This is a genomic window from Marinobacter sp. NFXS9, from assembly GCF_040148665.1.
Classification (GTDB): domain Bacteria; phylum Pseudomonadota; class Gammaproteobacteria; order Pseudomonadales; family Oleiphilaceae; genus Marinobacter_A; species Marinobacter_A mangrovi.
This window is the reverse complement of record NZ_JAGDDW010000009.1, coordinates 145262-168392: the sequence shown is the minus strand read 5'-3', so window position 1 is coordinate 168392 and position 23131 is coordinate 145262. Positions and strand designations below refer to the sequence as shown.

General features: G+C 60.1%; 28 protein-coding genes. 12 read left to right on the top strand and 16 right to left on the bottom strand.

Annotation, left to right across the window (positions count from 1 at the left end):
• The 4 genes from J3364_RS15185 to J3364_RS15170 all read left to right on the top strand — a co-directional run.
• The coding region (locus J3364_RS15185; protein WP_349559150.1) for a hypothetical protein at positions 1–501 on the top strand (501 nt) is incomplete at its 5' end.
• 99 nt (positions 502–600) lie between these two features.
• Positions 601–870: a hypothetical protein gene (locus tag J3364_RS15180; RefSeq protein ID WP_349559149.1), complete on the top strand. Its 270-nt coding sequence runs from the start codon at positions 601–603 to the stop codon at positions 868–870.
• 84 nt (positions 871–954) lie between these two features.
• Positions 955–1344, top strand: a complete 390-nt coding sequence (locus tag J3364_RS15175; RefSeq protein ID WP_349559148.1) for a hypothetical protein — start codon at positions 955–957, stop codon at positions 1342–1344.
• 86 nt (positions 1345–1430) lie between these two features.
• Complete coding sequence (locus J3364_RS15170; protein ID WP_349559147.1) at positions 1431–1865, top strand: HEAT repeat domain-containing protein; 435 nt, start codon at positions 1431–1433, stop codon at positions 1863–1865.
• Between the two features lie 111 nt (positions 1866–1976).
• Here J3364_RS15170 and J3364_RS15165 read toward each other — a convergent pair whose 3' ends face one another.
• Both J3364_RS15165 and J3364_RS15160 read right to left on the bottom strand, forming a co-directional pair.
• Positions 1977–2699, bottom strand: coding sequence for a hypothetical protein (locus J3364_RS15165; protein ID WP_349559146.1), 723 nt, complete (start codon positions 2697–2699; stop codon positions 1977–1979).
• A 368-nt stretch (positions 2700–3067) separates the two neighbouring features.
• Positions 3068–3307: a type II toxin-antitoxin system ParD family antitoxin gene (locus tag J3364_RS15160; protein WP_349559145.1), complete on the bottom strand. Its 240-nt coding sequence runs from the start codon at positions 3305–3307 to the stop codon at positions 3068–3070.
• 119 nt (positions 3308–3426) lie between these two features.
• Here J3364_RS15160 and J3364_RS15155 point away from each other — a divergent pair, with 119 nt between their 5' ends.
• Both J3364_RS15155 and J3364_RS15150 read left to right on the top strand, forming a co-directional pair.
• Positions 3427–3753, top strand: coding sequence for a hypothetical protein (locus J3364_RS15155; RefSeq protein ID WP_349559144.1), 327 nt, complete (start codon positions 3427–3429; stop codon positions 3751–3753).
• Positions 3754–3810: 57 nt separating this feature from the next.
• Positions 3811–4122: a hypothetical protein gene (locus tag J3364_RS15150; protein WP_349559143.1), complete on the top strand. Its 312-nt coding sequence runs from the start codon at positions 3811–3813 to the stop codon at positions 4120–4122.
• Between the two features lie 86 nt (positions 4123–4208).
• Here J3364_RS15150 and J3364_RS15145 read toward each other — a convergent pair whose 3' ends face one another.
• The 4 genes from J3364_RS15145 to J3364_RS15130 all read right to left on the bottom strand — a co-directional run bounded on the left by J3364_RS15145 (position 4209) and on the right by J3364_RS15130 (position 7853).
• Positions 4209–5168, bottom strand: coding sequence for an FAD-binding oxidoreductase (locus tag J3364_RS15145; protein ID WP_349559142.1), 960 nt, complete (start codon positions 5166–5168; stop codon positions 4209–4211).
• A gap of 6 nt (positions 5169–5174) precedes the next feature.
• Entirely contained in the window at positions 5175–5981 is an 807-nt protein-coding gene (locus J3364_RS15140; protein ID WP_349559141.1) for a family 1 encapsulin nanocompartment shell protein, read from the bottom strand.
• Positions 5978–6373, bottom strand: coding sequence for an encapsulin-associated ferritin-like protein (locus J3364_RS15135; RefSeq protein WP_349559140.1), 396 nt, complete (start codon positions 6371–6373; stop codon positions 5978–5980). Before J3364_RS15135 ends, J3364_RS15140 begins: the two co-directional genes overlap by 4 nt.
• A 172-nt stretch (positions 6374–6545) precedes the next feature.
• Positions 6546–7853, bottom strand: a complete 1308-nt coding sequence (locus J3364_RS15130) for a hypothetical protein (protein WP_349559139.1) — start codon at positions 7851–7853, stop codon at positions 6546–6548.
• Positions 7854–8129: 276 nt separating this feature from the next.
• Between J3364_RS15130 and J3364_RS15125 the strand changes: the two genes are divergently transcribed.
• The 3 genes from J3364_RS15125 to J3364_RS15115 all read left to right on the top strand — a co-directional run bounded on the left by J3364_RS15125 (position 8130) and on the right by J3364_RS15115 (position 12911).
• Positions 8130–10409, top strand: coding sequence for a CehA/McbA family metallohydrolase (locus tag J3364_RS15125; RefSeq protein WP_349559138.1), 2280 nt, complete (start codon positions 8130–8132; stop codon positions 10407–10409).
• Between the two features lie 150 nt (positions 10410–10559).
• Positions 10560–10994: a VOC family protein gene (locus J3364_RS15120; protein WP_349559137.1), complete on the top strand. Its 435-nt coding sequence runs from the start codon at positions 10560–10562 to the stop codon at positions 10992–10994.
• A gap of 63 nt (positions 10995–11057) precedes the next feature.
• Complete coding sequence (locus J3364_RS15115) at positions 11058–12911, top strand: ABCB family ABC transporter ATP-binding protein/permease (protein WP_349559136.1); 1854 nt, start codon at positions 11058–11060, stop codon at positions 12909–12911.
• Here the strand turns inward: J3364_RS15115 and J3364_RS15110 are convergent.
• The 4 genes from J3364_RS15110 to J3364_RS15095 all read right to left on the bottom strand — a co-directional run bounded on the left by J3364_RS15110 (position 12899) and on the right by J3364_RS15095 (position 15943).
• Positions 12899–13078, bottom strand: coding sequence for a hypothetical protein (locus J3364_RS15110; RefSeq protein WP_123635657.1), 180 nt, complete (start codon positions 13076–13078; stop codon positions 12899–12901). The two genes, J3364_RS15115 and J3364_RS15110, sit on opposite strands and share 13 nt — an antisense overlap.
• A 120-nt stretch (positions 13079–13198) precedes the next feature.
• A complete protein-coding gene (locus J3364_RS15105; RefSeq protein WP_123635658.1) occupies positions 13199–13579 on the bottom strand; it encodes a SpoIIAA family protein in 381 nt (126 codons plus the stop codon).
• Positions 13580–13723: 144 nt separating this feature from the next.
• A complete protein-coding gene (locus J3364_RS15100; protein ID WP_349559135.1) occupies positions 13724–15604 on the bottom strand; it encodes a methyl-accepting chemotaxis protein in 1881 nt (626 codons plus the stop codon).
• Positions 15605–15754: 150 nt separating this feature from the next.
• On the bottom strand, positions 15755–15943 hold the full coding sequence (locus tag J3364_RS15095) for a hypothetical protein (RefSeq protein ID WP_349559134.1): 189 nt from the start codon (positions 15941–15943) through the stop codon (positions 15755–15757).
• Between J3364_RS15095 and nfsA the strand changes: the two genes are divergently transcribed.
• On the top strand, positions 15934–16671 hold the full coding sequence (gene nfsA, locus J3364_RS15090; protein WP_349559133.1) for an oxygen-insensitive NADPH nitroreductase: 738 nt from the start codon (positions 15934–15936) through the stop codon (positions 16669–16671). The genes J3364_RS15095 and nfsA overlap by 10 nt on opposite strands.
• A gap of 69 nt (positions 16672–16740) precedes the next feature.
• Here the strand turns inward: nfsA and J3364_RS15085 are convergent, their stop codons facing one another.
• From J3364_RS15085 to J3364_RS15075, 3 genes are all read right to left on the bottom strand, one after another.
• Positions 16741–17532 (bottom strand): DUF2182 domain-containing protein, encoded by a 792-nt coding sequence (locus J3364_RS15085; RefSeq protein ID WP_349559132.1) that lies wholly within the window; start codon positions 17530–17532, stop codon positions 16741–16743.
• Positions 17533–17544: 12 nt separating this feature from the next.
• Positions 17545–18180, bottom strand: coding sequence for a DUF1326 domain-containing protein (locus J3364_RS15080; protein WP_349559131.1), 636 nt, complete (start codon positions 18178–18180; stop codon positions 17545–17547).
• A gap of 152 nt (positions 18181–18332) precedes the next feature.
• Entirely contained in the window at positions 18333–18761 is a 429-nt protein-coding gene (locus J3364_RS15075; protein WP_349559130.1) for a host attachment protein, read from the bottom strand.
• Positions 18762–19009: 248 nt separating this feature from the next.
• Here J3364_RS15075 and J3364_RS15070 point away from each other — a divergent pair, with 248 nt between their 5' ends.
• Positions 19010–19597, top strand: coding sequence for a LysE family translocator (locus J3364_RS15070; RefSeq protein ID WP_349559158.1), 588 nt, complete (start codon positions 19010–19012; stop codon positions 19595–19597).
• Here the strand turns inward: J3364_RS15070 and J3364_RS15065 are convergent.
• The gene (locus J3364_RS15065; protein WP_349559129.1) at positions 19559–20431 is read right to left on the bottom strand and encodes a helix-turn-helix domain-containing protein; all 873 of its coding nucleotides are present in this window, start codon (positions 20429–20431) and stop codon (positions 19559–19561) included. The two genes, J3364_RS15070 and J3364_RS15065, sit on opposite strands and share 39 nt — an antisense overlap.
• Positions 20432–20584: 153 nt before the next feature.
• Between J3364_RS15065 and J3364_RS15060 the strand changes: the two genes are divergently transcribed.
• On the top strand, positions 20585–21292 hold the full coding sequence (locus tag J3364_RS15060) for a lytic transglycosylase domain-containing protein (protein ID WP_349559128.1): 708 nt from the start codon (positions 20585–20587) through the stop codon (positions 21290–21292).
• Here J3364_RS15060 and J3364_RS15055 read toward each other — a convergent pair.
• Both J3364_RS15055 and J3364_RS15050 read right to left on the bottom strand, forming a co-directional pair.
• Positions 21241–22212 carry a ferredoxin family protein gene (locus J3364_RS15055; protein ID WP_349559127.1) on the bottom strand — a complete coding sequence of 324 codons (972 nt, stop codon included), beginning with the start codon at positions 22210–22212 and terminating at the stop codon, positions 21241–21243. The genes J3364_RS15060 and J3364_RS15055 overlap by 52 nt on opposite strands.
• 17 nt (positions 22213–22229) lie before the next feature.
• The gene (locus J3364_RS15050; protein ID WP_502882519.1) at positions 22230–23081 is read right to left on the bottom strand and encodes an ABC transporter ATP-binding protein; all 852 of its coding nucleotides are present in this window, start codon (positions 23079–23081) and stop codon (positions 22230–22232) included.
• Positions 23082–23131 lie beyond the last annotated feature (50 nt).

Here is a 23131-nt window from a genome sequence, read left to right as displayed (position 1 = left end):
AGCACTAAGGCTAATTGGTTATCGCCGGTCAAAAGAGCAATGGATCCGCCAACGGCGGGTGAACAAGAAAACAACGGAAAAGGCTGTGGGGAACGACTCGGAAATGGGTTTTTCTACAGCCTCGTTAGGCAAAAAATGATGGACTACGGAGAAATCATCAAAACATCCCGAGATTACCGAGGTTTTCTTAGCAAGGTACTTCTGGGGGCACCTGATGATCTCAAGGAAGACTATTTGTCTCCGAAGGATCAATTAACTCTGGAAACCGCTTACTTAGTGTTACGTAAAGGGTTAATCGTCGTAAAAAGTAGGATTAGATCTGAAGAAAAAATGCGAATCCTTGATGAGATGCTTGTGATTTCCTACGAAGCGTTTCTGGCAGGTGAAGAAAAAAAGGCCCGTTACACCTTACAAGAGATTATGGGCATTATCTGGCCTAGCGTCAGGATGCGGTCAAAGTATGAGCAAGAAGCCAAAGTGAGACTTGGTTTTAATGCCTAACAAAGGCAGGCACGGCGACGGCTTTTGCATTACGGCTTCGCCTCCATTCCAAAGCCGCGCATGCTGCGGACGTTATGCGTCAGAAATAAGGAGAGGTTAATGGTATCTGTTATGGAAAAGGAATTTATTGTTTCGGATTGGTTTAATGAGGCGAAGGTCCTCAAGGCCAAGACAGTCAATGAGGCGGCTCAGGAGCTTCTAGGTCAGCCCGTCGTTCCCACTCAAGATCATTCTTCTTCTTTGGTGTTCGGGTGTGAACTAACAGAAGAGGTTAGAGATATGGTCCTCTCCAAGGAGCCTGGTGTTGATCAGTCAGAAGCGCTAGCAGTCTTCCCAGGTGTAAAGCACTTCATCGGAGTCAATGCATAACAAGAAAAGGCAGCATCGCCCCTGCGGGGCTGGACCTCGCTTCGCTCGGCCGCTGCTTTTGGCGTTATAACTTAGGTCAGCCTGATGCCCCTGAATGAAATCTGCGAAACCTTGCTCAATAATGCTGACTTAACGTTGTCCGTAGATGGAATCAAAGGTGAGATAAAACTGGAGTTTTACCCAGCTGCCTTTGATGGAATTGTTACATTCTTTTGCAAAGATTATTCGCGCTTAAATTATAGAAAGCCGGCCGATGAAGAAGATGCAATTTTCGTAGGCGAGGTCACTGTTACGATCGTCGAAGACATATCGAAAGTAGCAAAACTTTATAAAGAGGATGGCTGGCAATCATACAATGAGGACTTTCTAAACCCAGTGGCGCATATCGAAATTGAAGGCGGTGCTATGCTAAGCATCGTATGTGAAAAGTTTAGCTGGCAAAAAGGCGAAGGTAAAATTAAACGTGTATTGTAAATGTTATAACAAAGCTATCAAGTTGACGCTGGACTTCCCCCAGTCGAGTGGACAGGCATCGATAACTCCCAAGCAGGAGACAACCGATGCCGGAAATGATCAAGGGGAGGTATCCGAAAACCGAGACGGATTTATATTCTATGACTGAAGAGTTGAGCACGGAAGACTGTAAAAAGTGTATTCGTTATCTTCTGGATAGATCTGAAGACGCCAATACTCGTGTTGCTGCAGCTGATAGCCTTATGTATTGCGTTGGGCAGGCTCCAAAAGATGCACTCTTCCAAATTCTCATGGATGACTCTGAACCTGATTATATGCGGGAAGAAGCTGCCGGCTCTCTTGGATCTCTGTGGGCCGAATCAGGGATCGAATATGAGCGCCTCATCCAAATTCATCCGCCGCTTTTGGACGAGGTCTTATGTGACTTTGACTTGTATAACTTGAAACTAGATAAATCTAAATTAGGTAAGTCACTTAACTTATTTATGGAACGGTATGTTGGTCGCAAGTTTATGGCATAACAAACAAAAATCGCATGAGCACGGGGCCAAGTCTTGTTTTTGCCTCAACTGATACTCTTTGTCTCTGGGTTCAGGCAAGAGGCAAGACCCGCCTCTTTGCTGTCCGCCATCCTAGCGCCCCAACCGGTTCTCTATTTCATCGATTACGTTCTGGCCGTAATCAGATACCCCGAGAGAGCGAACCTTGTCTAACAGCTCCCTCGCTTCTTCAGCATCTCCTGGGTCAAGCCTCTGGGAAAGTCTGTTTGCAAGGTTGAGCGCTGCGGACACACTATCGGGGATCCGTTTAAGCACCTGACGATGCTGCTTAATGGCCTCATCCAGATGCCCCGTTACCCCCAGGGCTTCGGCGTACTGGCTTTGAGCGATCGGCAACATCTGAGGATAGTGCGCCTCAATGCCCGCAACGACCTTTCCGAGCTCAACGGCTGACCTTTCATAATCTCGCTTCATGTGAATGCTGTTGCCGTAGCGATAGCCAATGAGCGGATCCTTACAGTTCAGATCTTCGACCAGATAACGCAATGCCTGCCATGCGTCATCGAATGCACGACGGGTGGACTTGTCCGCGGCTCCATTTGTTTGGAGCCTCACCACCCACTTCCAGTGAGAAGACAACCCCACCTCCACCGCCTGTTGGGCGTGAGGGCCTTCACAAGGTGCTGGGGACTGCCGCCCGTACATGGAGATCTCTACCTCGCTTGGGGCTTCCCCATGATAAGCATACTGGCCGGCGCTGTGCTGGTTACCGAGATAGATTTCCCGACTCTGATCCGCCAATAGTGGACCGGCATTTAGCGCGGCGATCGCAAATACGACCGATATTCTTCGCATGGCAAGTAATCCAACCGATTTCCTTTTGAACGGATTGAGGCCTGGGTAAAACCGGACAGAAAACCAGGACCGATTTATTTTAGTAGTAAGCCAATCGTTGGCTGGCGACCTTAAGACTGAAGATTGCACGGTTTCGTTGGATGTCCTGATTGGACGTGGTTGGAAAAGTTTAAAAATTTCAATATATGGGTATTCAGAATACCGTCCTACGGAAAATAGTAAACCGACCTATTCATCCAGCAAGTGGAAGCACTGGTCGAATAAGAATATGTACTGGCTCCGCTGATCCCTCTCACATTCACGCTCCATGTACCGTCCAATCGTTTTGACCTCTTCTTTGGCCTTCCTGATCAACATGAAGTTCAACATCAACGCCCTTCGCTATCCAGTTCGCAAATAAACGAGTCATAGTAGTAGTCTTCAAAACCACACTCCTCGCCTTCTTTGAGCCGATTGCGCAGCGTCGTCAGGCGGGTTTCGGACTCTTCAAGCAGACGCAGTTCTACACGAACGACTTCGCTGGATGAAGTGTATCGGCCATTCTTGAGCTGTTCTGCAATGGACGCATCAAAATGCTGGCCTAGAGTGATCCTGGTGTTCTTTGGCATGATGGCCAACTTGCTAGTACCAACGATTTGTACAACCCTGATTCAGGTGGCATGGCAATGCAATTCACGCGACAGGGGCGTGACTGCAGGCATTAAACATATTTCCCAAGGAAGATGTAGTGAGTCCAAAGATTCCAATAGCTCTTTGCGGTGCCCTCATGGTCGGTGTGGCTGTGCCGGTCATCATCGCAGCATCAGGAAACATCCCTGCTCTCATTTTGGGCATCGTCATGCTTCTCTGCGGCGGGCTGCTGACTATTTCGGTTCGTTTACAGCAGGCGAGGTATCAGTGGGTGCTTTTGTGTCTGAATGCACTCATCGCCACCACCGTGCTAATTGGTAGTCTGCTTGCCACTCCACATGCTTTCTTGGTTATTTGGTCGGCTTTAGTCATTATGCTTTCAGGCATAAGCGGCTGGCTTTTGGTTTCCAGGAGAGCCGTTTAAGACGTTGAGAAAATACGTTCGCACCCAACACAAAATGCGCTAACTGGAGAGCTGTGCGTGGTAGGTGTCTACAGGTTCTGTTTGGCGTCGGCATTGGTTGTCTTCGTCGGCACCATCACGTTGGCCATTATCGGTTTAACCGTTAACCCTGATAGCGGCAATGGTGGTGCCTTTTCGGCAGCACTGAGTTTTGGCGTCGTTTCGATTGGATTGGCTATTGGCACTCCACCGGCATGGATTGCGGCAGGCATTTCCTATATCTGTCAGGAGGATATGCCTCAGGGGGCTCTGAGTCATTATGCCGTACCGACTGTAATGGCTCTCCCCGGCACGTTACTGTTCCTGGTGGCAGCATGGACTAGCATTTAAGCCGTCGTGTAATAGCTATCCACGTCCTCCAAATTGCATGAAACGCCTCTCATGATGCGAGAACGCTATTCTTGTCGCGCAAATACCTAGTCATAACTCTCAGTACGCACCTCAAACCCCATCCCCCGACAACGCGGCGTCAACGAATCAATCATCCCGGAGTGGCCACACAGATAGACCAGCGTGTCCTCCGGCTGCAGTCCAGCCTCCCGAATATAATCTTCCACCAGCGTATCCACCCGGCCAGTGCAGCCTGACCACCCGGCATTGCGCACCTCATCCGGCCGACTGACGGTAGCCAGGTAGCACACCCGATCCGGGTGGCCAGTGGCCAGTTGGGTCAGTTCGTCGTCGTAGCCGAATTCGTCCTGATAGCTGGCGCCCTGCAAGACGTGGAAGCGGTGTCCGGGATCGGTCTGCTGGAACGCATTCCGCAGGATGCTGATGAAGGGGTTGATGCCCGTGACGGTCGAAATCATGAGGTGATTGGCGAAGCGGCTGTCGAAGCGTAGTCCGCCCTTGGGTTGGCCCAGGTCGACGGGCTGGCCGACTTTCAGGTTCCGCATCTGTTCGGACATTCGCCCGCCCGGGACCAGCTCCACGAAGAATTCCAGTTGGGATTCGTGGGGCGCGGAGACGATGGAGAAGCTGCGCCGCACGTCGCCAACGCCTACTTTCACAGACTGACCGGGTTCGAAGCGGAAGCCCGCCGGGCGCGGCACGGTGAAGCGCACCAGATCGTCGGTCACAGTCACGATGTCGCTCACGGTCGGACGGGCCGGGTTTTCCACCTGTGGAGTTTCAGTCGTGCCGGACTCGACCTCGTCGTGATCGGTCGGGATCTCGGGCACCACGCCACCCATCTGGCGCCCCGCCCATTCCAGCAACCGGGACGATTGCGCCCAGCGGCGTTGGTGGATGCGGGACAGCATCGACTGCAATCCCGCATCCCCGCTGTTCCGGCGGAAAGCGTCCAGGCTGTCCAGATCGTCCAGCGTGGCCTGGGCGAGCTGCCGGGCCCGGCGGATGTCGGACGGGCTGGCCATGGCGGTTTACTTCTTCCGGACCAGCGTGCAGATGGCGCCCGGCTCCTCCACGCGCAGCACCAGGCTTTCGCTGGTGAACATCTGGTGGTGGATGCCGTCGTTGGACGAGTAGCCGGTCATCAGGTCCTGGCCGATAATGATGCGCCCGACCCGGGCATCCACCAACACGGCCCCTTCGATTTCCGCCTTGAACACACCCAGTTCGCACAGCCGCTTGAGGTGCTCCAGCTGAAGCATGTCGCTGCCTTCGTAGCGGCGGAACAGCTGGTTGTACCAGCTCGGAGGCAGCGCCAAAGCATAAGGCCCATGAAAACCTTTCTTGTCCAGCTCGTCGACGGCCGACAGCACGTCGTTGAGCGCCTGCTCCACCTTCGTCCAGTCAGCGGACTTCACCTCGTTGCGGCCTTTGGCGGTCATCAGGCCTTCCAGACCGAAGTCCGGCTGGCCGTAGTAGATGAACTCTTCCTCGCGCCGGGCGACGGCTTCGGCGGCGTCTTCCACCGAGCGCAGGTCCAGCGGCTGGCCCATCGCCTCGTAACCCTGGATGCGACGCACGCTGAGGCCGAAGCTCTTGCGAAGCATGGGGATGGCGACGGAGCGGCTCAGCACGGCACCGGCTTCATCCGGCGCGGGCTGACGGCAATAGCCTTCCTCGCCGACTTCGATGGCGGTCAGTCCGACGCCGTAAGGGCCGTCCACTTCCAGGAAGCGTCGGCCGGTGAGGATTTCCCGCGCGGCGGTGACGGCGGTGCTGTCGATCTGTTCCCAAATCTCCTTGGAGAATGAGGCGTTGTCCCGGTTGAGGTAGTTCATGCTTTAGACTCCCCCTTCATTTTGCCAATCGTGAAATTGCTGAGTGCCTGGCGATCCCCGTTAGCGACCGGGGTTTCCGCCAGGTCCGACTCCCCTTCTTCCGCGTCCAGGATGGGCTTGTCGGTGTAGAGGTAGATGTCCATCTGCTTGGCAAAATCCGGGCTGTTGCGGCGCAGCCATTCCAGCACCATGCAGGCGTGCTCGATCTCTTCCCGCATGTTGTGCAGCAGCAGGCCTTTCAGCTCCTCGTCGCCGCTGGCGTCGGCCCGCTGCTGGTACCAGTCGACGGCTTCCAGCTCTTCCTGGACCGACACCAGGGCCCGATGCATGTCCTTGGTCTTCTCGGACAGCATCTCCATGGGTTCATGGTAACTCTCACTCGCTCCGGCCATTGCAATCTCCTTTGTGAGGATCCTCAGCAAAAGTGGATGACTGTCATCAGCTTAGCTCTTATTCAAGACCTTATGGCACTGAACGCAGATTACAAGGTGACGCAGGCGACTTGTCGCCCGGACCGGAGGGAAATCGAGAGAGAGAACGAACAGGGAAAGCCCGGACGCCGCCTTACAGCAGCGCCAGGATAAGACCGACGCCCAGCAGGCTGCCCAGCGTCAGCCCAACGCAGGAGACTTCGAGACTCCACTTCAACGAGGCGTCGTTGGCGCGGTAGCCGGTCAGGCGCTCCATGATCAGGGCGTTGGCCGCGAACGGCGTTCCGAAGGCCGTGATGGACCAGCCGGTGACCATGGCGACCGCCAGCCCCAGCAACGCTTCGTGCGGCCAGATCGAGCCGAGGATGCCGCCGGTGAGCGTCCCGATCACGATCGGGTTGACGCCCATCAGGCCCGCTACGAAATAGATCCAGGGCACACAGGCCGCCAGCACCGGCCAGCCCCAGTCCGGCAGTTGGGCACTGCCGTGAATGTGTCCCAGCACCACACCGCTGATGATGGCGCCGATAAACGCCGAACCACCGACGATGGCCAGCTCGTTGCTGACCCGGTCCATCTGGGCGATCGGCGGGTGTTCATCGCGCAGCCAGGCCTGCACCCGAGCGCCCAACACGACGGCCAGACAGCTCAGGGTCACCGCGTGGGCGTAGCTGACGCCCAGTCCGTGACTGAGCCCGAAAACGCCCGCGCAAATGCCCAGGATCAGCCCACCAAATCGCAGCCAGCTGCCGGCGCCGGCGGGTTGGTTGCGGCTGAGCGGCTGGCTGGCCGGTTCCGGTTCGCGCCAGATCAGCCCCAGGAAAATCATCACCACCGCAAAGGGAATGGCCACGGCCATCAGGGAGGCGCTTTTCAGCCCCGGCAACAGTGTCAGTGTGAGCACCACGGAAATCGACAGCGGTGAGAACGCCGGCGATGTGCCGAAGCCCCGCAATACGGCCCGGGTCGCGTTGCGGGTGGCCGGGGAATCGCCATCGCCACGAATCCGCTCGCCCACCAGGCTGCCCACCACGGCGACCGATCCAAAGTTCAACGGGATCGACACCAGGGCGGTGCCGAACGCCAGACTGAGATAGCGGCCCGTTGGCCGGCCGTCGAACAGACTGACGGAAATCCGCTGCAGGTCGCGGGAGCGCCCCAGCACCGTGGACAACAGCATGACCGCCAGAATCAGGCCCGCCAGCCGCGTGACGTTGGCGATCGCGTCTCCCACCAACGCTTGATCCGCCACCAGCGCATAGACCAGTCCGGTACACGCCACCAGGAAAACGCCCTGCGGCACCCGACGCATCTCCCCCCAACCCAGGATGACGACGATGGCCACGGCCACCGCGCCGACATAGGTGGCGCCGGGCAGGAATGCCAGGACCGCAGCCAACAAAGCCAGGTAGGCGAGGATGGATCGTAAACGTGGCGACATGGCGGGTCCTTAGGGAGCCTCAGGCAAAATAAAGGGCCATTGTAAGCAAGCTAAGCACCCCGTGGTATGCGCAATTATGCGAGTACGGTGAACGGGATACGGGTTGCACTTCTGGCCATTGCCTCTGAAAAAGGCGCATTGAACAATCATTCAATTTTGCACCTGTCAACATTGAACACCCGTTCAATGCCCCGTACCCTGCTTCCGATCCCGACTCCTACAAAAGGATAAGACGCTCTCTAAAAGACGCTTTCAGACTGGCTAGAAGGAGATTCCATGCCTAATGCAATCAAGACCACGGCCCTGACTCTGGGCCTTGCCCTGACCACGGGGCACGCCCTGGCCGATGTCTCGGTCAAGCGCGGACCGACGCCGCTCAGGAACGGTGACGCCAAAGCCGCGCAAGACATCCAACTGCGTAACGACCATCTGGTCGCCTCCATTGCCGTCGACTCGGCACCGCCTTGGGGCGTGGCGCCCGGCGGTATTATCGACGCCGCACCGGTTCACGACGGCCAGCCGGCGCGCGACAAGGTCTCGCTGATCGATTTTATCCCCAACAACTGGTCCAGCTGGCCCACCACGCATCAGGATTTCTCCATCGTGGAAGACGGCCCGGAGCGCGGCATCGTCAAGGTCCAGCGGGACTGGGAAGGCGTGGAACTGACCACCACCTACACCCTCGAAGCCGGCGCCGATCAGATCCACGTCGTGACCGAGATGGTCAACGACAGCGACAAGACTTACGACGACATTCTCTCCGGCTATGTCATGTGGCCGGACGGCGGTCACCTGTTCGGACCGGCGGGCATGCACGGCACCGAGGAAGGCCCCACGGACGCGGCGTTCGCCGACTGGTCCGCCGCCTACGACGAGGACTGGGGCTTCATCCTCCATGCCCCCTACATGAACTACATCGACTACGACGCCCGCGACCTGTATCAGAAGCATGATCTCGCGCCCGGCGAATCCCGGACCTTCGAAGGCTGGGTTCAAGTCCTGCCGGACGGCAGCATCGCGCGGGCGGTCGAGTCAGCGATCCAGCGCAAGGGGGTTGCGGCCGGCCAGGTCTCCGGCGATGTGGAAACTGCCGATGGCGACACGGTGGCCGATCCCGTCGTCGTGGTTGAGAAAAACGGCAAGCCCTACACCTGGGCGATGGGCCACGAAGGCCACTACAACCTGCAACTGCCCACCGGCGAATACCAACTCTACGCCACCGCCCGCAGCTACGCGGACAGCGCGCCGGTGACGGTGATGGTCACGGCGGACGGCGAACAGACCGTCAACTTCGACGACGTCAAAGCGCCCGGCACGGTCCACTTCAACGTCACGGATGCCCAGACCGGCGAGCCGCGGGACGCGCTCCTGAAGATCAAGGAAGGCCAGAAACCACTGGTTGGCTTCCTCGGCAAGGAAACCTACTTCACCGATCTCAAGCAGGTGGGTCAGCGAGAACTCCCGATTGCGCCGGGGGACTATGTCTTCGAAGTGGCGTATGGCGAGAACTTCCTCAGCCAACCGACGGACGTGAAGGTCCACGTTGAATCGGGCGAGACGACCGAACGGGCCGTCACGGTCACCCAGAAAACCGCACCGAATGCCCGTCACTTCTATTCGGCGGACATGCACCACCACTCCGACGTGCTGGACGGCTTTACACCGCCGGAATACGTCATCCGCTCTGAGCTGTCGGCGGGGCTGGACCTGATGCTGTTGCTGGATCACGACACCACGCGCAACCTGCACGAAGCCGCGAAACTGGCGGCCAGCCGCGACGTGCCATTTATCCCGTCCATCGAGATCTCAGCCTCCTGGGGCCACTTCAACCCCTACCCCATTGATCCGGACGCCGACTACCGCATCAACTCCGGCACCGCCTCCATCCAGGACATCGTGGGCCAGCGGGAAGCCCTGGGCGCCGAGGCCATCCAGATGAACCACCCGTACATCAAGTACGGTTACTACACCAACGTGGAAAACGGCACGGCCACGGGCGGTTACTTCCCCCGGTTTGACCTGATGGAAATCAACATCGAGGGCGAATACGAGAAGACGCTGCACAAGGCCTGGGATCACTGGAGCCACGGCGAGCGGATTTACCTGAGCGCCGGGTCCGACGTGCACGATGTCTGGCAGCATCGTTCCGGTGCCGTCCGGGCTTACGCCCAAGTGCCGGGTGCGGTGGACGCCCAGAACTTTGTGGCGGCCCTGCGAGACGGCCACGCGTTCGTGAGCTTTGGCCCGCTGATCTACCCGGATCAGGCGTTCGGCGATGACCTCACCTTCAAGCAGGGCGAATCCACCACGCTCGGGTTTGACCTGGAAGCGGCCAACGGTCTGAAATCCATACAACTGATTGGCCAGGGCGGCCAGGTCGTGGAGGAACAGACGTTCAACGACAGCCCGACACAGGGTCGCGCCGAGTTCGACATTACCGTGGACGAGGATACGTTCTACGCGGTCGTGGTCGAGGACGCCGACGGCAAGAAAGCCTTCTCCAACCCGATCTGGATCGATGCCATGCAGCATCGCCCGGCACCGGAAGAGAGCTGATCGAAACCGTCCAACACCGGGGCGCATCGCGCGCCCCGGTGTTCAACCTGCGGCCCTTCCCTTTGGCCCGCTATCAACCCATCGCCCATTGCCAAGCCCCCGCCGCAGTCCTAACCTGAAAGCTCCGTCCATGCTTTCAGGGAGATCCCCATGCCACCAACGCCGTTCCACCTGGCCATCCAGGTCCGGGATATCGACGAGGCCCGTGAGTTCTACGGCGAGAAACTCGGCTTCCCGGAAGGCCGCAGCTCGGACCACTGGATCGATTTCAATGTCTTTGGCCATCAGGTGGTAACGCATCTGAATCCGGCCTTGGGTAGGAACGGCAGCGTGCAGGCGATCGCCAATCCCGTCGACGGCCACGGCGTGCCGGTACCGCATTTCGGTGTGGTGCTTACGTTCGAGGACTGGGAGCGCTTTGCGGAACAGACGCGTCAGGTGATCGACCGTTTCATCATCGAGCCCTACGTCCGATTCCAGGGCCAACCCGGCGAACAGGGCACGCTGTTCTTTTCCGATCCCAGCGGTAACGCGCTGGAGTTCAAGGGTTTCCGGGACATCGACAGCGAACTGTTTGCCCGTTGATGCCGTATCCTGACGGGACACGCTTGACCACACGACCACGCCCGATCACAGGATCTCGCTCTTTTGCGCACCTATTCCGATAACGACTACCCCGCGAACCACAAGCCCGACTGGCGCGTGATCGCCAGTCTCTGGCCCTACCTGATGGAGTTCCGGGGCCGTGTAATCCTGGCCGCCGGCTGCCTGGTGATCGCCAAGCTGGCGACGGTGGCCACGCCAATCGCGCTGAAGTACATCGTCGATTACCTGGATGCCAGCCGCTCCGGCAACACGGTGCTGTGGATTCCGGTGGTGCTGGTGATTGGCTACGGCCTGCTGCGCTTCGGTGGCACCCTGTTCAACGAGGTGCGCGATGCGGTGTTTGCCCGGGTGGCGGAACGGGCCATGCGCCGGGTATCCCTCAAGGTGTTCGAGCACCTGCACGCGCGGGAGCTGGCTTTCCACCTGGACCGCAAGACCGGCGGCCTGGCCCGGGACATGGAACGGGGCAGCAGCGGTATCAGCTTCCTGCTGCGCTTCACCCTGTTCAACATCGTGCCGACCATCCTGGAGATTGTGATGGTGGCGGGCATCCTGCTGGTGGCGTTCCGACCGGCTTACGTGGTCGCCATTATCATCGCCGTGGTGGTCTACGTGGTGTTTTCCATCAAGGTGACCGAGTGGCGCACCGGCTTCGTACGGGAATCCAATGCCCGGGACAACGCCTCCAACGCCCGTGCCATCGACAGCCTGCTCAACTACGAAACGGTCAAGTACTTCAACAACGAGACCTTCGAGGCACAGACCTACGACGAGGATCTGGAAGCCTGGGAACAGGCCCGGCTCAAGAACCGGTTATCCCTGGCCACACTTAACGCCGGACAGGCGCTGATTATCGGTGTGGCGCTGATCGTGATTATGGGAATGGCGGTCGGCGATGTGGCCAGCGGCGCCATGACCCTGGGGGATTTCACCATGGTCAACGCCTACCTGATCCAGCTGTTTATTCCCCTCAACGCCCTGGGTTTTGTGTATCGGGAGATTCGTCAGGCCCTGGTCAACGTGGAGCGTCTGTTCGGTCTGCTGGAGCAGGCGCCGACGGTGACCGACGCACCGGATGCCCACCCGCTGGCGCCCGATGGCGCGGAGGTTCGCTTCGAACACGTGGGCTTCGCCTATCGACCGGACCGGCCGATTCTGCGGGACATCGATTTCACGATTCCCGCGGGCCACCGCGTCGCGGTGGTGGGCGCCAGCGGTGCCGGCAAGTCAACCCTGGCTCGCCTGCTGTTCCGCTTTTTCGATGTGGACAGCGGCGCCATCACGATTGACGGCCAGGACATTCGCCACGTCACCCAGGACAGCCTGCGCCGGGCGATCGGCGTGGTGCCGCAGGACACGGTGCTGTTCAACGACACGCTCTACAGCAATCTCGCCTACGGCCGCCCCGGCGCCGATCGGGACGACGTCTACCGCGCGGCCCGGCTGGCGCACCTGGACCGGTTCATCGAGAGCCTGCCGGACGGTTACGACACCCGGGTCGGCGAACGGGGCCTCAAGCTGTCCGGCGGCGAGAAGCAGCGGGTGGCCATTGCCCGGGTGATCCTGAAGGATCCGCCGCTGCTGATCCTTGACGAAGCCACGTCGTCACTGGATTCGCTCTCGGAACAGGCGATTCTCGGCGCCCTGGATGAGGTCAGCCGCAGTCGCACCACGCTGGTGATCGCCCATCGCCTGTCGACCATCCGCGATGCGGACACGATCCTGGTGATGGATCAGGGGGAGATTGTCGAAACGGGGAATCACGCGTCACTGATCCGGGCCGGCGGGCTCTACAGTCGGCTCTGGCACCAGCAGCATGAGGAGACGGATGCGGACAGCCCGTCTGCATCGATGGAAGCGGCCGGCACGGCGCCAGGTCAGTCTCAACCGAAGTAGTACCGCAGCATCTGAGCGACGATGAGCAGCGCCATCAGCGGGAAGATCCACCGCCTGATGCGGCTGAAATCGCGCCCGTCACTGCGCGGCGCGTACTTCTCCACCAGCGGCACCAGAACGAACAGCGCGCCAAACAGCACCGCCAGGATAATCAGCAGGTTGGTCATGAAAACGGTCTCCCGTATTCGGGACGATCAGGATCGGGCATAAACGCTGCCCTGCCCGATCCATTCCAACACGCCGACCTACAGGGGTAAAGGCTTCCGAAGACGCCAAGTTGACCCGGCTTATTCGTTCAGCCAGGCAATAGCCTCTTCTTCGGTGTGAAAGAATTTCAGATCCCCGGAAATGAACCAGGCGGCGATCTTGGCCAGGTGATCCCGCCAGCGCTTGTCGCCAAACACCGCAATCTTGTCGAACTGGTTGCCATGTTTCAGGCCCAGGTTGAAGTCGTCCCAGGCCGCGCGCAACTCCCAGCCTTCCAGTTCGGTGGCGTCGAACAGGGCTTTGACGTGGGGTTTCTCCACCGCCGCCAGGGCCGAATCGATCATGGGCGTGATGGTCTGATAATCCTCGTGGGTCAGCTTTCCCTGGGCCTTGAAGGACAGGAAAAACTGGTCCCCCACCCGATCGATGCCAATGGCCAGGCCGTGTCGTTTCATATCCATCGATGTGTTCTCCTGCCGTCACGAATAAAAGAGCGATCTGATATTCAGACTGACAGAAGACGGAAAAGTGCGCCTTGATTCAGGACAGGTTCTGGCGGGATGGCCGGACCGACCGGGCTTTCAGGCCCGCCGGTCCGGTTCGCCTCAGACGGTAAAGCGGCGGGTGCTCGAGGACAGCCGGTCGGCGTATTCCGACAGGCGCTGGTTCTGGGTGCCCAGTTCGCTGCCAATGGCCTGGGTTTCGCTGCTTTGCTGGCGAATCTCTTCCATCTTCTGGGCGATGTCGTCGGTGGTGGTGGAGATTTCCTCCACGGCGACCACCACCTGATCCATTTCCGCATTCAGCGTCTGGATCGACTCCGTGACCGTGCCCATGGCACCGGCAATCTGACCGGCGCTCTCCTCGCTTTCCCGGGCCAGCTTGAGGCCGTGCTGGGTGAGCGAGTCCATGTTGGCGGTCTGCTTGTTGAGCTCGTCGATGATGCGGGTGATGTTGTCGGTCGCGTCCACCGTCTTGCTGGCCAGGGTGCGGACTTCGTCAGCCACCACCGAGAAGCCGCGACCGGCTTCACCGGCCCGGGCCGCTTCGATGGCGGCGTTCAGGGCCAGCAGGTTGGTTTGTTCCGCCAGCCCATTGATCACGTCGATGATGCCGGTGACCTTGGTGCAGGACTGGTTCAGGCTCTGCACGCCGCTGTGGGTGTCCTGGATCAGGTTGGACAGGCGCTGCATGGCGTTGACGCTCTCGTCCACCACGCGCGCGCCGGACTGGGCGGATTCGTTGGCTTTCTGGGTGGACACGCCCACCTGTGAAGTACGCTCGGCCACGTCGGTCAGCGTCACGGAAATCTGCTGGCTTGCGGTGGCGGCCTGAACGGTCTGGGATTCCACCGCCTCGCTGTTCCTCGCGAGGCGCTCCATGCTCTTGTCCAGCTCGCCGCGCACTTCGATCAGGTTGTTGGTGCTCTCGATGGAGTCCCGCATCAACCGGTTGATGTTGTCGATCATCTGGTTGGTGGCGGTGGCCAGCCTGTTGAATTCGTCCTTGTCGTTACGGCCGACGTCGAGCTTGCGGGTCAGGTCGCCGTCCGACACCCGCTGCAGCATTTCCATCACGCCCTGCAGCCGATTGACCAGGGTGCGGGAAATGATAAACAGGATCAGCACCAGAATCGGCGCGAAGATCACCAGCGCACCCAGACTGACCATCTTGGCGGACGATTCCGCAGAGGAGGCCTGTTCAATCGCCGCGGCAATCGGGCCATTCTGGAGCGCCTCGTCCTGGGCACGAATCGCCTTCTGCAACTGGTTGCCCGCGGCCACAGCGGCGGTATCGGTGGCCGAGATGTCTTTCATTTTTGCAGCGGCCTTGTCGAACGCCGCGCGATACTTGGCAACGGTCTCCCCAACGACCCCTTCCTGCCAGTCGTACTGCTTGACCATCAACTCCAGCCCTTTGACCGCATGCTCCGCCGGCTTGGCAAAGGACATATCCCGGTCGGCGAAAAAGCCCTTCTGGGTCCGCGACACCTCAGCAACGCTTTCGTCGAACAGGCTGAGCTGCAGGTCTTTCAGGCCCTGGAAAGCATCCGACAATGCCTTGCGCATACCGGACTGGTCGTTCAGGCCCAAGGCGGACACGTCGGTAATCCAGTCCTGTCGCTGCGCCACGTAGTGACCCGCGGCGCTGGCAATCTCGTCGGCGGAGCTGGCGATGTCGTCGTCACCCAGGGCTTCGGCACGGCGCCTGAGCGCCTCGGCATCGGCTTTGAACGCCTCCAGCTTCTGTTTGGCCGCAGCTTGCCCACCCTCCTTGAAAGACGCCAGATCCTTTTCAATGCCATTCCAGTCGCTCAGCAACTCGCTGGACTGGTTCTGGTAGCTGACCAGGTCGTAAGTGGTTCGGTAGGAAGAAGAAACAGACGTAATGCCCCAGTAGATGGCCGCGCCAACCGCCAAAAAACCAAGGGGGGTAACAACAATCAGGGCCAGGAATTTCTGGCGCCACGACAGACTGAGCTTCACCGGTATTCTCCGTTTTTGTTTTGGGTCGACTCTGAAAAAATCCGTGGGCCAGCAGCCACCCGGCCGTTTTCCAGGGACTTAATCGGTGGCTCAGTACAGAGCACCGCCGGATTCAGGTCAACAGAGTTGTGATCGATTTAACAATTCAATTCAAAAGATTTGCATTTGATTTTTGTAACCAGCGCCACCATCCATGGTAAAACCGTTTAGTTTCCTATCGGCCGGTCCGGGCATTACTTCAGTTCCGACTTTGCCTGAATCAACACGAACACCATTGAATCCCGTTACCCCGGCCGGCTTTTGATGAACGCCCAATACCCAGAGGTCCCATGAATCCAACCATTGAACTCCTGCAATCCCACCGTTCAATCCGCAAGTTCACCGGCGAGCGCATTCCGCGCGACCTGTTTGAGGCCTGTATCCGGGCCGGCCAGAGTGCCGCCACCTCCAACCATGTTCAGGCCTACACCATCATTCACGTGGTGAACCCCGAAAAACGTGCCAAGCTGGCCGAGCTGGCGGGCGGCCAGGCCTATGTCCACGACAGTTCCGATTTCCTGGTGTTCTGCGCGGATATGAAGCGCCCCACGGAAGCCGCCGCGCGCGCCGGAGCCGATGTCATCAGTGGAATGACGGAGCAGTTGCTGGTGGCGAGCATCGACACGGCGCTGATGGCGCAAAACATTGCCATCGCCGCAGAATCAGCCGGGCTGGGCCTGTGCTACATCGGCGGCATCCGCAACAACCCGGCTGAGGTGAGCGAGCTGCTGGAACTGCCGGAACACGTGTATCCGGTGTTCGGCATGTGTCTGGGGTATCCGGATCAGGACCCGGAGGTCAAACCGCGCCTGCCCCTGGCGTCCATCCTCAAGGAAGACACCTACCAGGACGCTGGCGACGAGGACCTGGTGGCCGGCTTCGACGAAACCATGCGGGGCTACTACCGCAACCGCACCGGCGGCACCAAGGACACCACCTGGTCGGAGCAGCTCAAACCGCTGTTCACATCCAAACTGAGGCCCCACATGCAGGGTTTTCTGCACGAACGGGGCTTTGGGCTGAAGTAGCCCTTAGAGAGAAGATGGGCGGCCGGAACCGGTCGCCCGGTCCCTATCCATGAATGCCGGGGCGTCGCATTAGACGACTACCCCGATCAGTAACCAGAAGCCAACACAGATGGCCACACTACCGACGCCTTTGGCCAGAGCATCGCCGCCCGGCAACAGTTTCTCGAGCAGTACCAGCACCGTCAGGCCGGCAATCACCAGCAGGTCCATCACACCGCCTGCAAACAGCAACGCCATCAGCGCCCAGCAACAGCCGACACAGTAGGCACCATGGGAGAGCCCCATGCGAAAGGCCCCGGCCAGCCCGGGCCGCCAGTGTTGCATGACGAAAGCGGCTGGCCCCCGGCAATGTTCCAGGCAGACGCTTTTCCACGGTGACCACTGGTACAGGCCAGCCATAATCAGCACGATGCTACTGAACAGCAGGCTCTGACTGCGCATCATCGGCGACAGGATGGCCCATTGCTCCAGCAGCCACTGGAGGCTGGTCGCCAGCATGCTGAAGCCCAGCCAGACGACCGCATAACCACTGGAAAACAACAGTGTTCCCCGCCCCACGGCGGACAGGCGGTTGTGCAGGGCCACGCGCCGGTAGAGCAGGATCATGGGGACGGCACTGGGCAGCATCATGGCCAACATCATGATGCACCACATCAGCACCATGACGACCATGTAGGTCGGCGTCCAGGGATGAAAGGTCATCATCCCGCCCATGGCCATGCCGGCTTCCATTGCCGCCGCCATATCGACCAGATACCACCAGGACAAGACGACCACGAGTCCCAGGGCGACCAGCACCCATATCGAGGCGCCATCCAGCCGGTGCGATAACGCCGCCGGCTCCGTACGGAGCGTACTCATGACCGCCTCCGCTTAACGGAACACGCCGGCAGGCCCAATATCCAGCCGGGAAAAGTGACTGTGACTGGCATCCAGCTCCAACGGAATCGCCGCCCGGGCCGAAGTGTGTCCGCTGGCCACTTCGGCCACCGCATACTCAAAGCCATTGGGTAGGTCGATGCGCGCCCGGTGCTCCTGGCCGGTGACCGGGTTGATGATGGGCTGGCCTTCCGCCTCGATCATGTCGCCCACGCGCACGGTGGCCTTCCGGGCATCGACGTCACCGTCGATATCGATGCGACAGAACACAGGATCGTGCATATGGGTCAGGGTGCTGGCAAAGACGTTGAAGAAGGTCGCGCCCGGTTCGGACGTCTCGCCCGAGAGAATCGCCATCAACCCGTCTCGCTGGGCCTGGCTGGCGCGTTCATCGATAAAGGCCTGGGCGTCACCGTTGCCTTCGTGGATCGCGCCGGGCCATTTGAAGGTGACCGCGAAGTTCAGGTCATCCAGTCGGGTGTCGCCAAAGTAACCGTCCTCGATGTGGAAGGCGCCGAAGGCCTGACAGTCCCCCTCGGTGGGCCGCCCGTTGAACTGACAGGGACAGCCGAAATCGCAGTTGCAGTTTATAAACTCAAAACCTCGTATTCGCCAATCGGTCTTGTCCATAGCCGTTACTCCTTTTGGGTAACGCCCGCCTCTTGCAACAAGGTTATACGCACGAACGCGCCGGGAGCCAGCCTTGTCGGCTCCCGGCTTAGACGAATACGCAGCAAGCCATTCAGTGATAGATCAGGTGATTATCCCCGAGCCTGCTCGATTCAATGGAACAACTGCCGGCGGATGGTTTCCTCGTCCTTGTCCACCAGGTTTTTGTCCAGGCTCTCGCTGACCATCCGGCTCAGGGGCTTGCTCAACGACTGACGCAAAACGCCCAGGAAATCCGGAGCTGCGACCAGCGCCAGGTGATCAAACCGCCCCTGCTGGCGACCTTCTTCCAGGGTTTCGACGATATTGCTGGCAAAGGTTTTCTGCTCCTGGGCCCGATAATCGGGTTCTTCCATCGGGTGCTGGGCCTGCCCCATCCGATCATTGGTGCGGCCGGGTTTGTCGGTGACCAGCTCCTGTTCCTTCAGGCGACTGTCTTCGTGCTCAAGGCTGGTGATTTCCGCCGGCACGTTATTGCGCTGTGTCGTGGCGAGGATGCGGGCATGGGCACTGTCCGCGACGACAATCCAGGTCTTTTCCATAAAGCCTCCTCGGCAAACCGTTGGCCGTGAATGTCATGACAGCCATGCCCGTGCGGCGGGCACAGCCCACTACTGACTCCGACCCTACCGCATCGACACTGCTGGCTTAAAGGGCCTATTGCCTCGCCTGACCAGACGGTCATGTGGCCGCCATCTTGTGTCCGGTCTGTCATATCAATTTCGTTCAATACGCGGACGTTCGGGACGGTCACACTGCAGGCCCGTCTATTCTGGAGAATACGATGAGCCTGTCACTGATCCTGCCCATGTCCGCCTTCGCCCTGGCCGCGTCCATATCGCCGGGACCGGTCAACATTGTCTGCCTGAGCAGCGGCATGCGCTATCGCTTGCACAGCGGCCTGGTCTTCGTGACCGGAGCCACCCTCGGCTTTATCGCGCTGTTCCTGGCAGTCGGCGCCGGTCTGCATTCGCTGTTGCTGCGTTATCCGGATCTGAGTGAAGGACTGACCTGGGCCGGCATCGCCTTCCTGCTGTACCTGAGCTATCGACTGGCGCGGGATAACGGCCATCTGCCGGAGACCGATGAGGCGCGCCCGCCTGGCTTCTGGACCGGCGCCGCCATGCAGTGGCTCAACCCCAAGGCATGGATCGCGTCCGCCTCGGGAATCAGCGCCTACACCAGCGGTTCGGCGACCGGCGAGCTGCTGTTGTTCGCCGGCCTCTACCTGCCGATTTGCTGGCTGTCCTTGGGGAGCTGGGTCTGTGCCGGCCGCTTCCTGCGCCAGCATGTACGCCGACCGAAGGTGCTGCAGGCCATCAATCGCAGCCTGGCGGCACTACTTGCGGGCAGCTGCCTGATCCTGATGCTGGACTGACGTGGTGACATACTGACGCGGTGTCGCGGCGACCAGTCGCTTGAACACCCGCTGGAAATGCGGCTGATCGGAAAAACCGGCCGCCAGGGCCGCGTCGGCAATCGGCTGACCGGCCTTGAGGGCCTCCTGGCCGAGCCGGATGCGCTGGTTGATCTGGTAGGCGTGCGGCGTGAGGCCGAAGTACTGTCGGAACGAGCGGATCAGGTGACCGGCCGTGCAGCCGGCCCGCTCACAGAGCTGCTCCAGGGTGATCTCGTCGGCGCAATGCTCGTCGATGTAGGCCGCCACCGCCTGCAGCCGCTCCGGCGGTGTGACAGGCCGATCCACGGTGGCGGACGGAGTTTCCGCCAGGGCCAGCATGACGTCAGACAGCAGATCGACCACCCGCGATTGTTTCTCCAGCAGTGTCGCCTCGGGCCGCAGCAGGCACGCGGCCATGGCCCGATAGCCGTCATACAGGGCCGAATCGCGCGAAGTCGATGCGTCCAGGTCGTCCCAGACCGGCGACGCCAGCAATCCCAGTTCGTGGCGCAACGCGGCCAGCCAGTCCTTGTCCACATAGAGCATCAGGTAGGCCCAGGGCTGATCGGCAATCGGGTTGCAGGCGTGCACCCATTCCGGGTTCATGAACACCAGGGTGCCCTCAGCGATCGTCTCCAGGCGGTTGGCGTAATCGAAGGTGCTTTGGCCACCGGTGATCGCGCCCATTGACCACTGGGCATGGGAGTGCGGCGCATAGCACACCATTCGGCCATCCTCGACACAACGCAGCTCCACATGGGGCATGCGGTCATCGCGCCAGAAAACGGGTTGGGCGGTCTTTTTCGGGTTCATGCGGGTGTCCTTCCCGGGCGTCCACCGACGCCTGAATTCAAAACGTAACACATCTACGACAAAGGGGAGGATTTCCCTGTGTGCTCAACGCGCTATCATGACAACACAGAATGCTTTCGCTAAAACCTGCTGGATCAACAAGAACGTCGGATAATGAGACGCGAGACTTACACCATCCTGGCTGCGCTGGCCACTTTGATGCTTGTGATCGCTGCACCCTTGCGGGCGGACAGTATCAAGCGGATCGTCCATCCGGACGGGTCGGTGGAGTTCACCAACGTCAAAAGCGGCGGCAATGACCGTCGTGCCTCCTCCGGCGATCAGGTGGTCTACCGCTACAAGGACGAAAACGGCGTGGTGGCCTACACCGAAGAACGGCCAGAGAACGCCGACGTCCATGTGATTCACTTCTACTGCTACGCCTGCGACCCGAACTCCACGGTCGACTGGCACACCACGCCGCTGTACCGCTCGCCGTATCGCTCGGAAATCCGCCAGGCCGCGACGACCTACGGCGTCGATCCCTCGCTGGTGCGCGCCGTGATTCACGCTGAGTCGGCCTTCCGGCCTGATGCGGTCTCGCCGCGCGGCGCCCAGGGCCTGATGCAGCTAATGCCGGCCACCGCGCAGGAACTGGGTGTCGGCAATGCTCTGGCCGCGGCCGACAACATTCGCGGTGGCGTTCACTACCTGGCGGAAATGCTCAAGCGATTCAACGGCGACGTGCGGCTGGCAACGGCGGCCTACAACGCCGGCCCGGGTGCCGTCACCCGCTACGACGGTATTCCGCCCTACGCCGAAACCCAGGCCTACGTGAAGCGGGTCGGAATCCTGCGGGACCGGTACGCCAGCGGGAACTGATTGCCGCCCGCGTCCACCACCTCCGTCGCCCGCCAGACCCGGCTGGCGGCGGGCGCCTCGCCCGTCATATCCGCGCAGGTGTCGTAGCGGAACACGTTTGACGTTTCGCAGGTCACGTCCAGCCAACCTTCGCGATCGCCGGCCTGCCAGTGCCAGCGTGAATGACTGCAGCCGCCCTCCTCATCGACCTTTTCACGCTGCAGATCCACCAACCCGTCGACGCCCCGCGCTTCCAGCCATTTCAGGCAGGCGACCTCGGCGCATTGCCGGACCGGGCTGTACTGGGAGAAGCCGCGATACGCCGGCAGATAGGGTCGATCCAGCGCAACGGCGTGAAGAAAGGCATCAACCTGGCCGGGCTCCAGGCGCCCATACTTCCGGCCCGCCGGAAACGTCATGAGGCTGGCCGCCAAGCGGCAGCCGCCGAGGTGCGAGCTTTGCCAGACGTCGGCCTCATGGCCGCCCTCGGCGACAGCGCTCTCCAATGCCCGGTAGGTGGCATTGCCAAACTTGGCGCAGCACTTGTCCTTGCGGCCGTGCGTGCAACACAGAATCAGGGGCCGCCGGGTGGATCCGGGAGACCATCGATCAAGGGGCGCATTCGCGGCCAGTGCTTCGAGGAAGTCCGGAAGCTCATGGGGCGGCAGGTCAAACTGCAGGCACTCGGGCATCAGGTAGAGACGGTGCCGGCCCCGCGGCTGGGAGGCCCGATGGATCAGGTTCACCCGGCGTCCGCCTTCGGTGATGGCCTCAATGCCCGCCAACGTGGCCTCAGACATATCCGCCGCTTTTCGGAAGACCCGGGTCCACTGGCTACTGGGCCAACTGATCAGCAGGTTACGGAACTTGTGGGCCCCGGTACCGGCCAACGGATCACCCGCCCGGAGACTCTCCGTAGCGCAGAAATCCGAACGTTTCACGGGAGGGTCCTGCATCCTTACACCTGTTCCACACGGGTTAGCGGTTGCCGGACGGATCGGATCCCGGTAGCCGGCACGCAGATCGGGCGGTCGGTATCAGGATCGGTGAGAATCCGGCAATCCAGATCAAAGACGGCCTTCAGATTGGCGGCGGTGAAGATCTCCGTGGGATCACCGCGGTGGTGAATCCGGCCCGCCTTCAGCATGACCAGCGTGTCGGCGTAAGTCGCGGCCAGGTTCAGGTCGTGGAGGACCATCAACAACGTACGTCCCTTGCGGTGTGCCAGGCCCACCAGTAACTCCAGCAACTCCACCTGCACCTTGAGATCAAGAAACGTTGTGGGCTCGTCGAGCAGGATCAGGTCGGTTTCCTGGGCTAGGACCATCGCGATCCAGCACCGTTGACGCTGGCCGCCGGACAAGGCGTCAACCGAACGGTCGGCAAAGTGCGCGACGTCGGCAATCGACATGGCCTCCTCCACAGCCACCTCGTCCTGACGGGACCACTGTTTCCACAAGGACTGGTAGGGAAACCGACCCATGCCGACCAATTCCCTGACGGTCAGACCATCGGGTGCCGTTGGGCTCTGGGGCAGCAGGCCCAGGCGGCGCGCCACCGAACGGGTGGCCTGGCGATGGATGGCCTGGCCATCGAGCACCACCTGGCCGCCATCCGGCTGGATGGAGCGGGCCAGCGTTTTCAGCAGGGTCGACTTGCCGCTGCCGTTCGGGCCCAACAACACCGTCACCTTGCCGGTCTCCAGGGAAAAATCGACCTGTTCCAGGATCGGCGCATCGCCGTAGCCAACGACAAGCTGCCGCCCCTCCAGGCGATGCGCAGAGCGTGGAATGTCAGGAGTATCCATCATGAGACCGTCGCTATTTACCGGGGCACAATGTTATTATTTACGATTCTCAT

What these genes read in the sequence shown, in the direction of transcription:
- J3364_RS15160 (WP_349559145.1), bottom strand. Translation starts at nt 3,307, where the DNA reads ATGCCAAAGAACACCAGGATCACTCTAGGCCAGCATTTTGATGCGTCC.
- J3364_RS15085 (WP_349559132.1), bottom strand. Translation starts at nt 17,532, where the DNA reads ATGAGTACGCTCCGTACGGAGCCGGCGGCGTTATCGCACCGGCTGGAT.
- J3364_RS15105 (WP_123635658.1), bottom strand. Translation starts at nt 13,579, where the DNA reads ATGGATATGAAACGACACGGCCTGGCCATTGGCATCGATCGGGTGGGG.
- J3364_RS15060 (WP_349559128.1), top strand. Translation starts at nt 20,585, where the DNA reads ATGAGACGCGAGACTTACACCATCCTGGCTGCGCTGGCCACTTTGATG.
- J3364_RS15165 (WP_349559146.1), bottom strand. Translation starts at nt 2,699, where the DNA reads ATGCGAAGAATATCGGTCGTATTTGCGATCGCCGCGCTAAATGCCGGT.
- J3364_RS15065 (WP_349559129.1), bottom strand. Translation starts at nt 20,431, where the DNA reads ATGAACCCGAAAAAGACCGCCCAACCCGTTTTCTGGCGCGATGACCGC.
- J3364_RS15050 (WP_502882519.1), bottom strand. Translation starts at nt 23,081, where the DNA reads ATGATGGATACTCCTGACATTCCACGCTCTGCGCATCGCCTGGAGGGG.
- J3364_RS15140 (WP_349559141.1), bottom strand. Translation starts at nt 5,981, where the DNA reads ATGAACTACCTCAACCGGGACAACGCCTCATTCTCCAAGGAGATTTGG.
- J3364_RS15080 (WP_349559131.1), bottom strand. Translation starts at nt 18,180, where the DNA reads ATGGACAAGACCGATTGGCGAATACGAGGTTTTGAGTTTATAAACTGC.
- J3364_RS15170 (WP_349559147.1), top strand. Translation starts at nt 1,431, where the DNA reads ATGCCGGAAATGATCAAGGGGAGGTATCCGAAAACCGAGACGGATTTA.
- nfsA (WP_349559133.1), top strand. Translation starts at nt 15,934, where the DNA reads ATGAATCCAACCATTGAACTCCTGCAATCCCACCGTTCAATCCGCAAG.
- J3364_RS15145 (WP_349559142.1), bottom strand. Translation starts at nt 5,168, where the DNA reads ATGGCCAGCCCGTCCGACATCCGCCGGGCCCGGCAGCTCGCCCAGGCC.
- J3364_RS15125 (WP_349559138.1), top strand. Translation starts at nt 8,130, where the DNA reads ATGCCTAATGCAATCAAGACCACGGCCCTGACTCTGGGCCTTGCCCTG.
- J3364_RS15120 (WP_349559137.1), top strand. Translation starts at nt 10,560, where the DNA reads ATGCCACCAACGCCGTTCCACCTGGCCATCCAGGTCCGGGATATCGAC.
- J3364_RS15180 (WP_349559149.1), top strand. Translation starts at nt 601, where the DNA reads ATGGTATCTGTTATGGAAAAGGAATTTATTGTTTCGGATTGGTTTAAT.
- J3364_RS15135 (WP_349559140.1), bottom strand. Translation starts at nt 6,373, where the DNA reads ATGGCCGGAGCGAGTGAGAGTTACCATGAACCCATGGAGATGCTGTCC.
- J3364_RS15175 (WP_349559148.1), top strand. Translation starts at nt 955, where the DNA reads ATGCCCCTGAATGAAATCTGCGAAACCTTGCTCAATAATGCTGACTTA.
- J3364_RS15110 (WP_123635657.1), bottom strand. Translation starts at nt 13,078, where the DNA reads ATGACCAACCTGCTGATTATCCTGGCGGTGCTGTTTGGCGCGCTGTTC.
- J3364_RS15075 (WP_349559130.1), bottom strand. Translation starts at nt 18,761, where the DNA reads ATGGAAAAGACCTGGATTGTCGTCGCGGACAGTGCCCATGCCCGCATC.
- J3364_RS15130 (WP_349559139.1), bottom strand. Translation starts at nt 7,853, where the DNA reads ATGTCGCCACGTTTACGATCCATCCTCGCCTACCTGGCTTTGTTGGCT.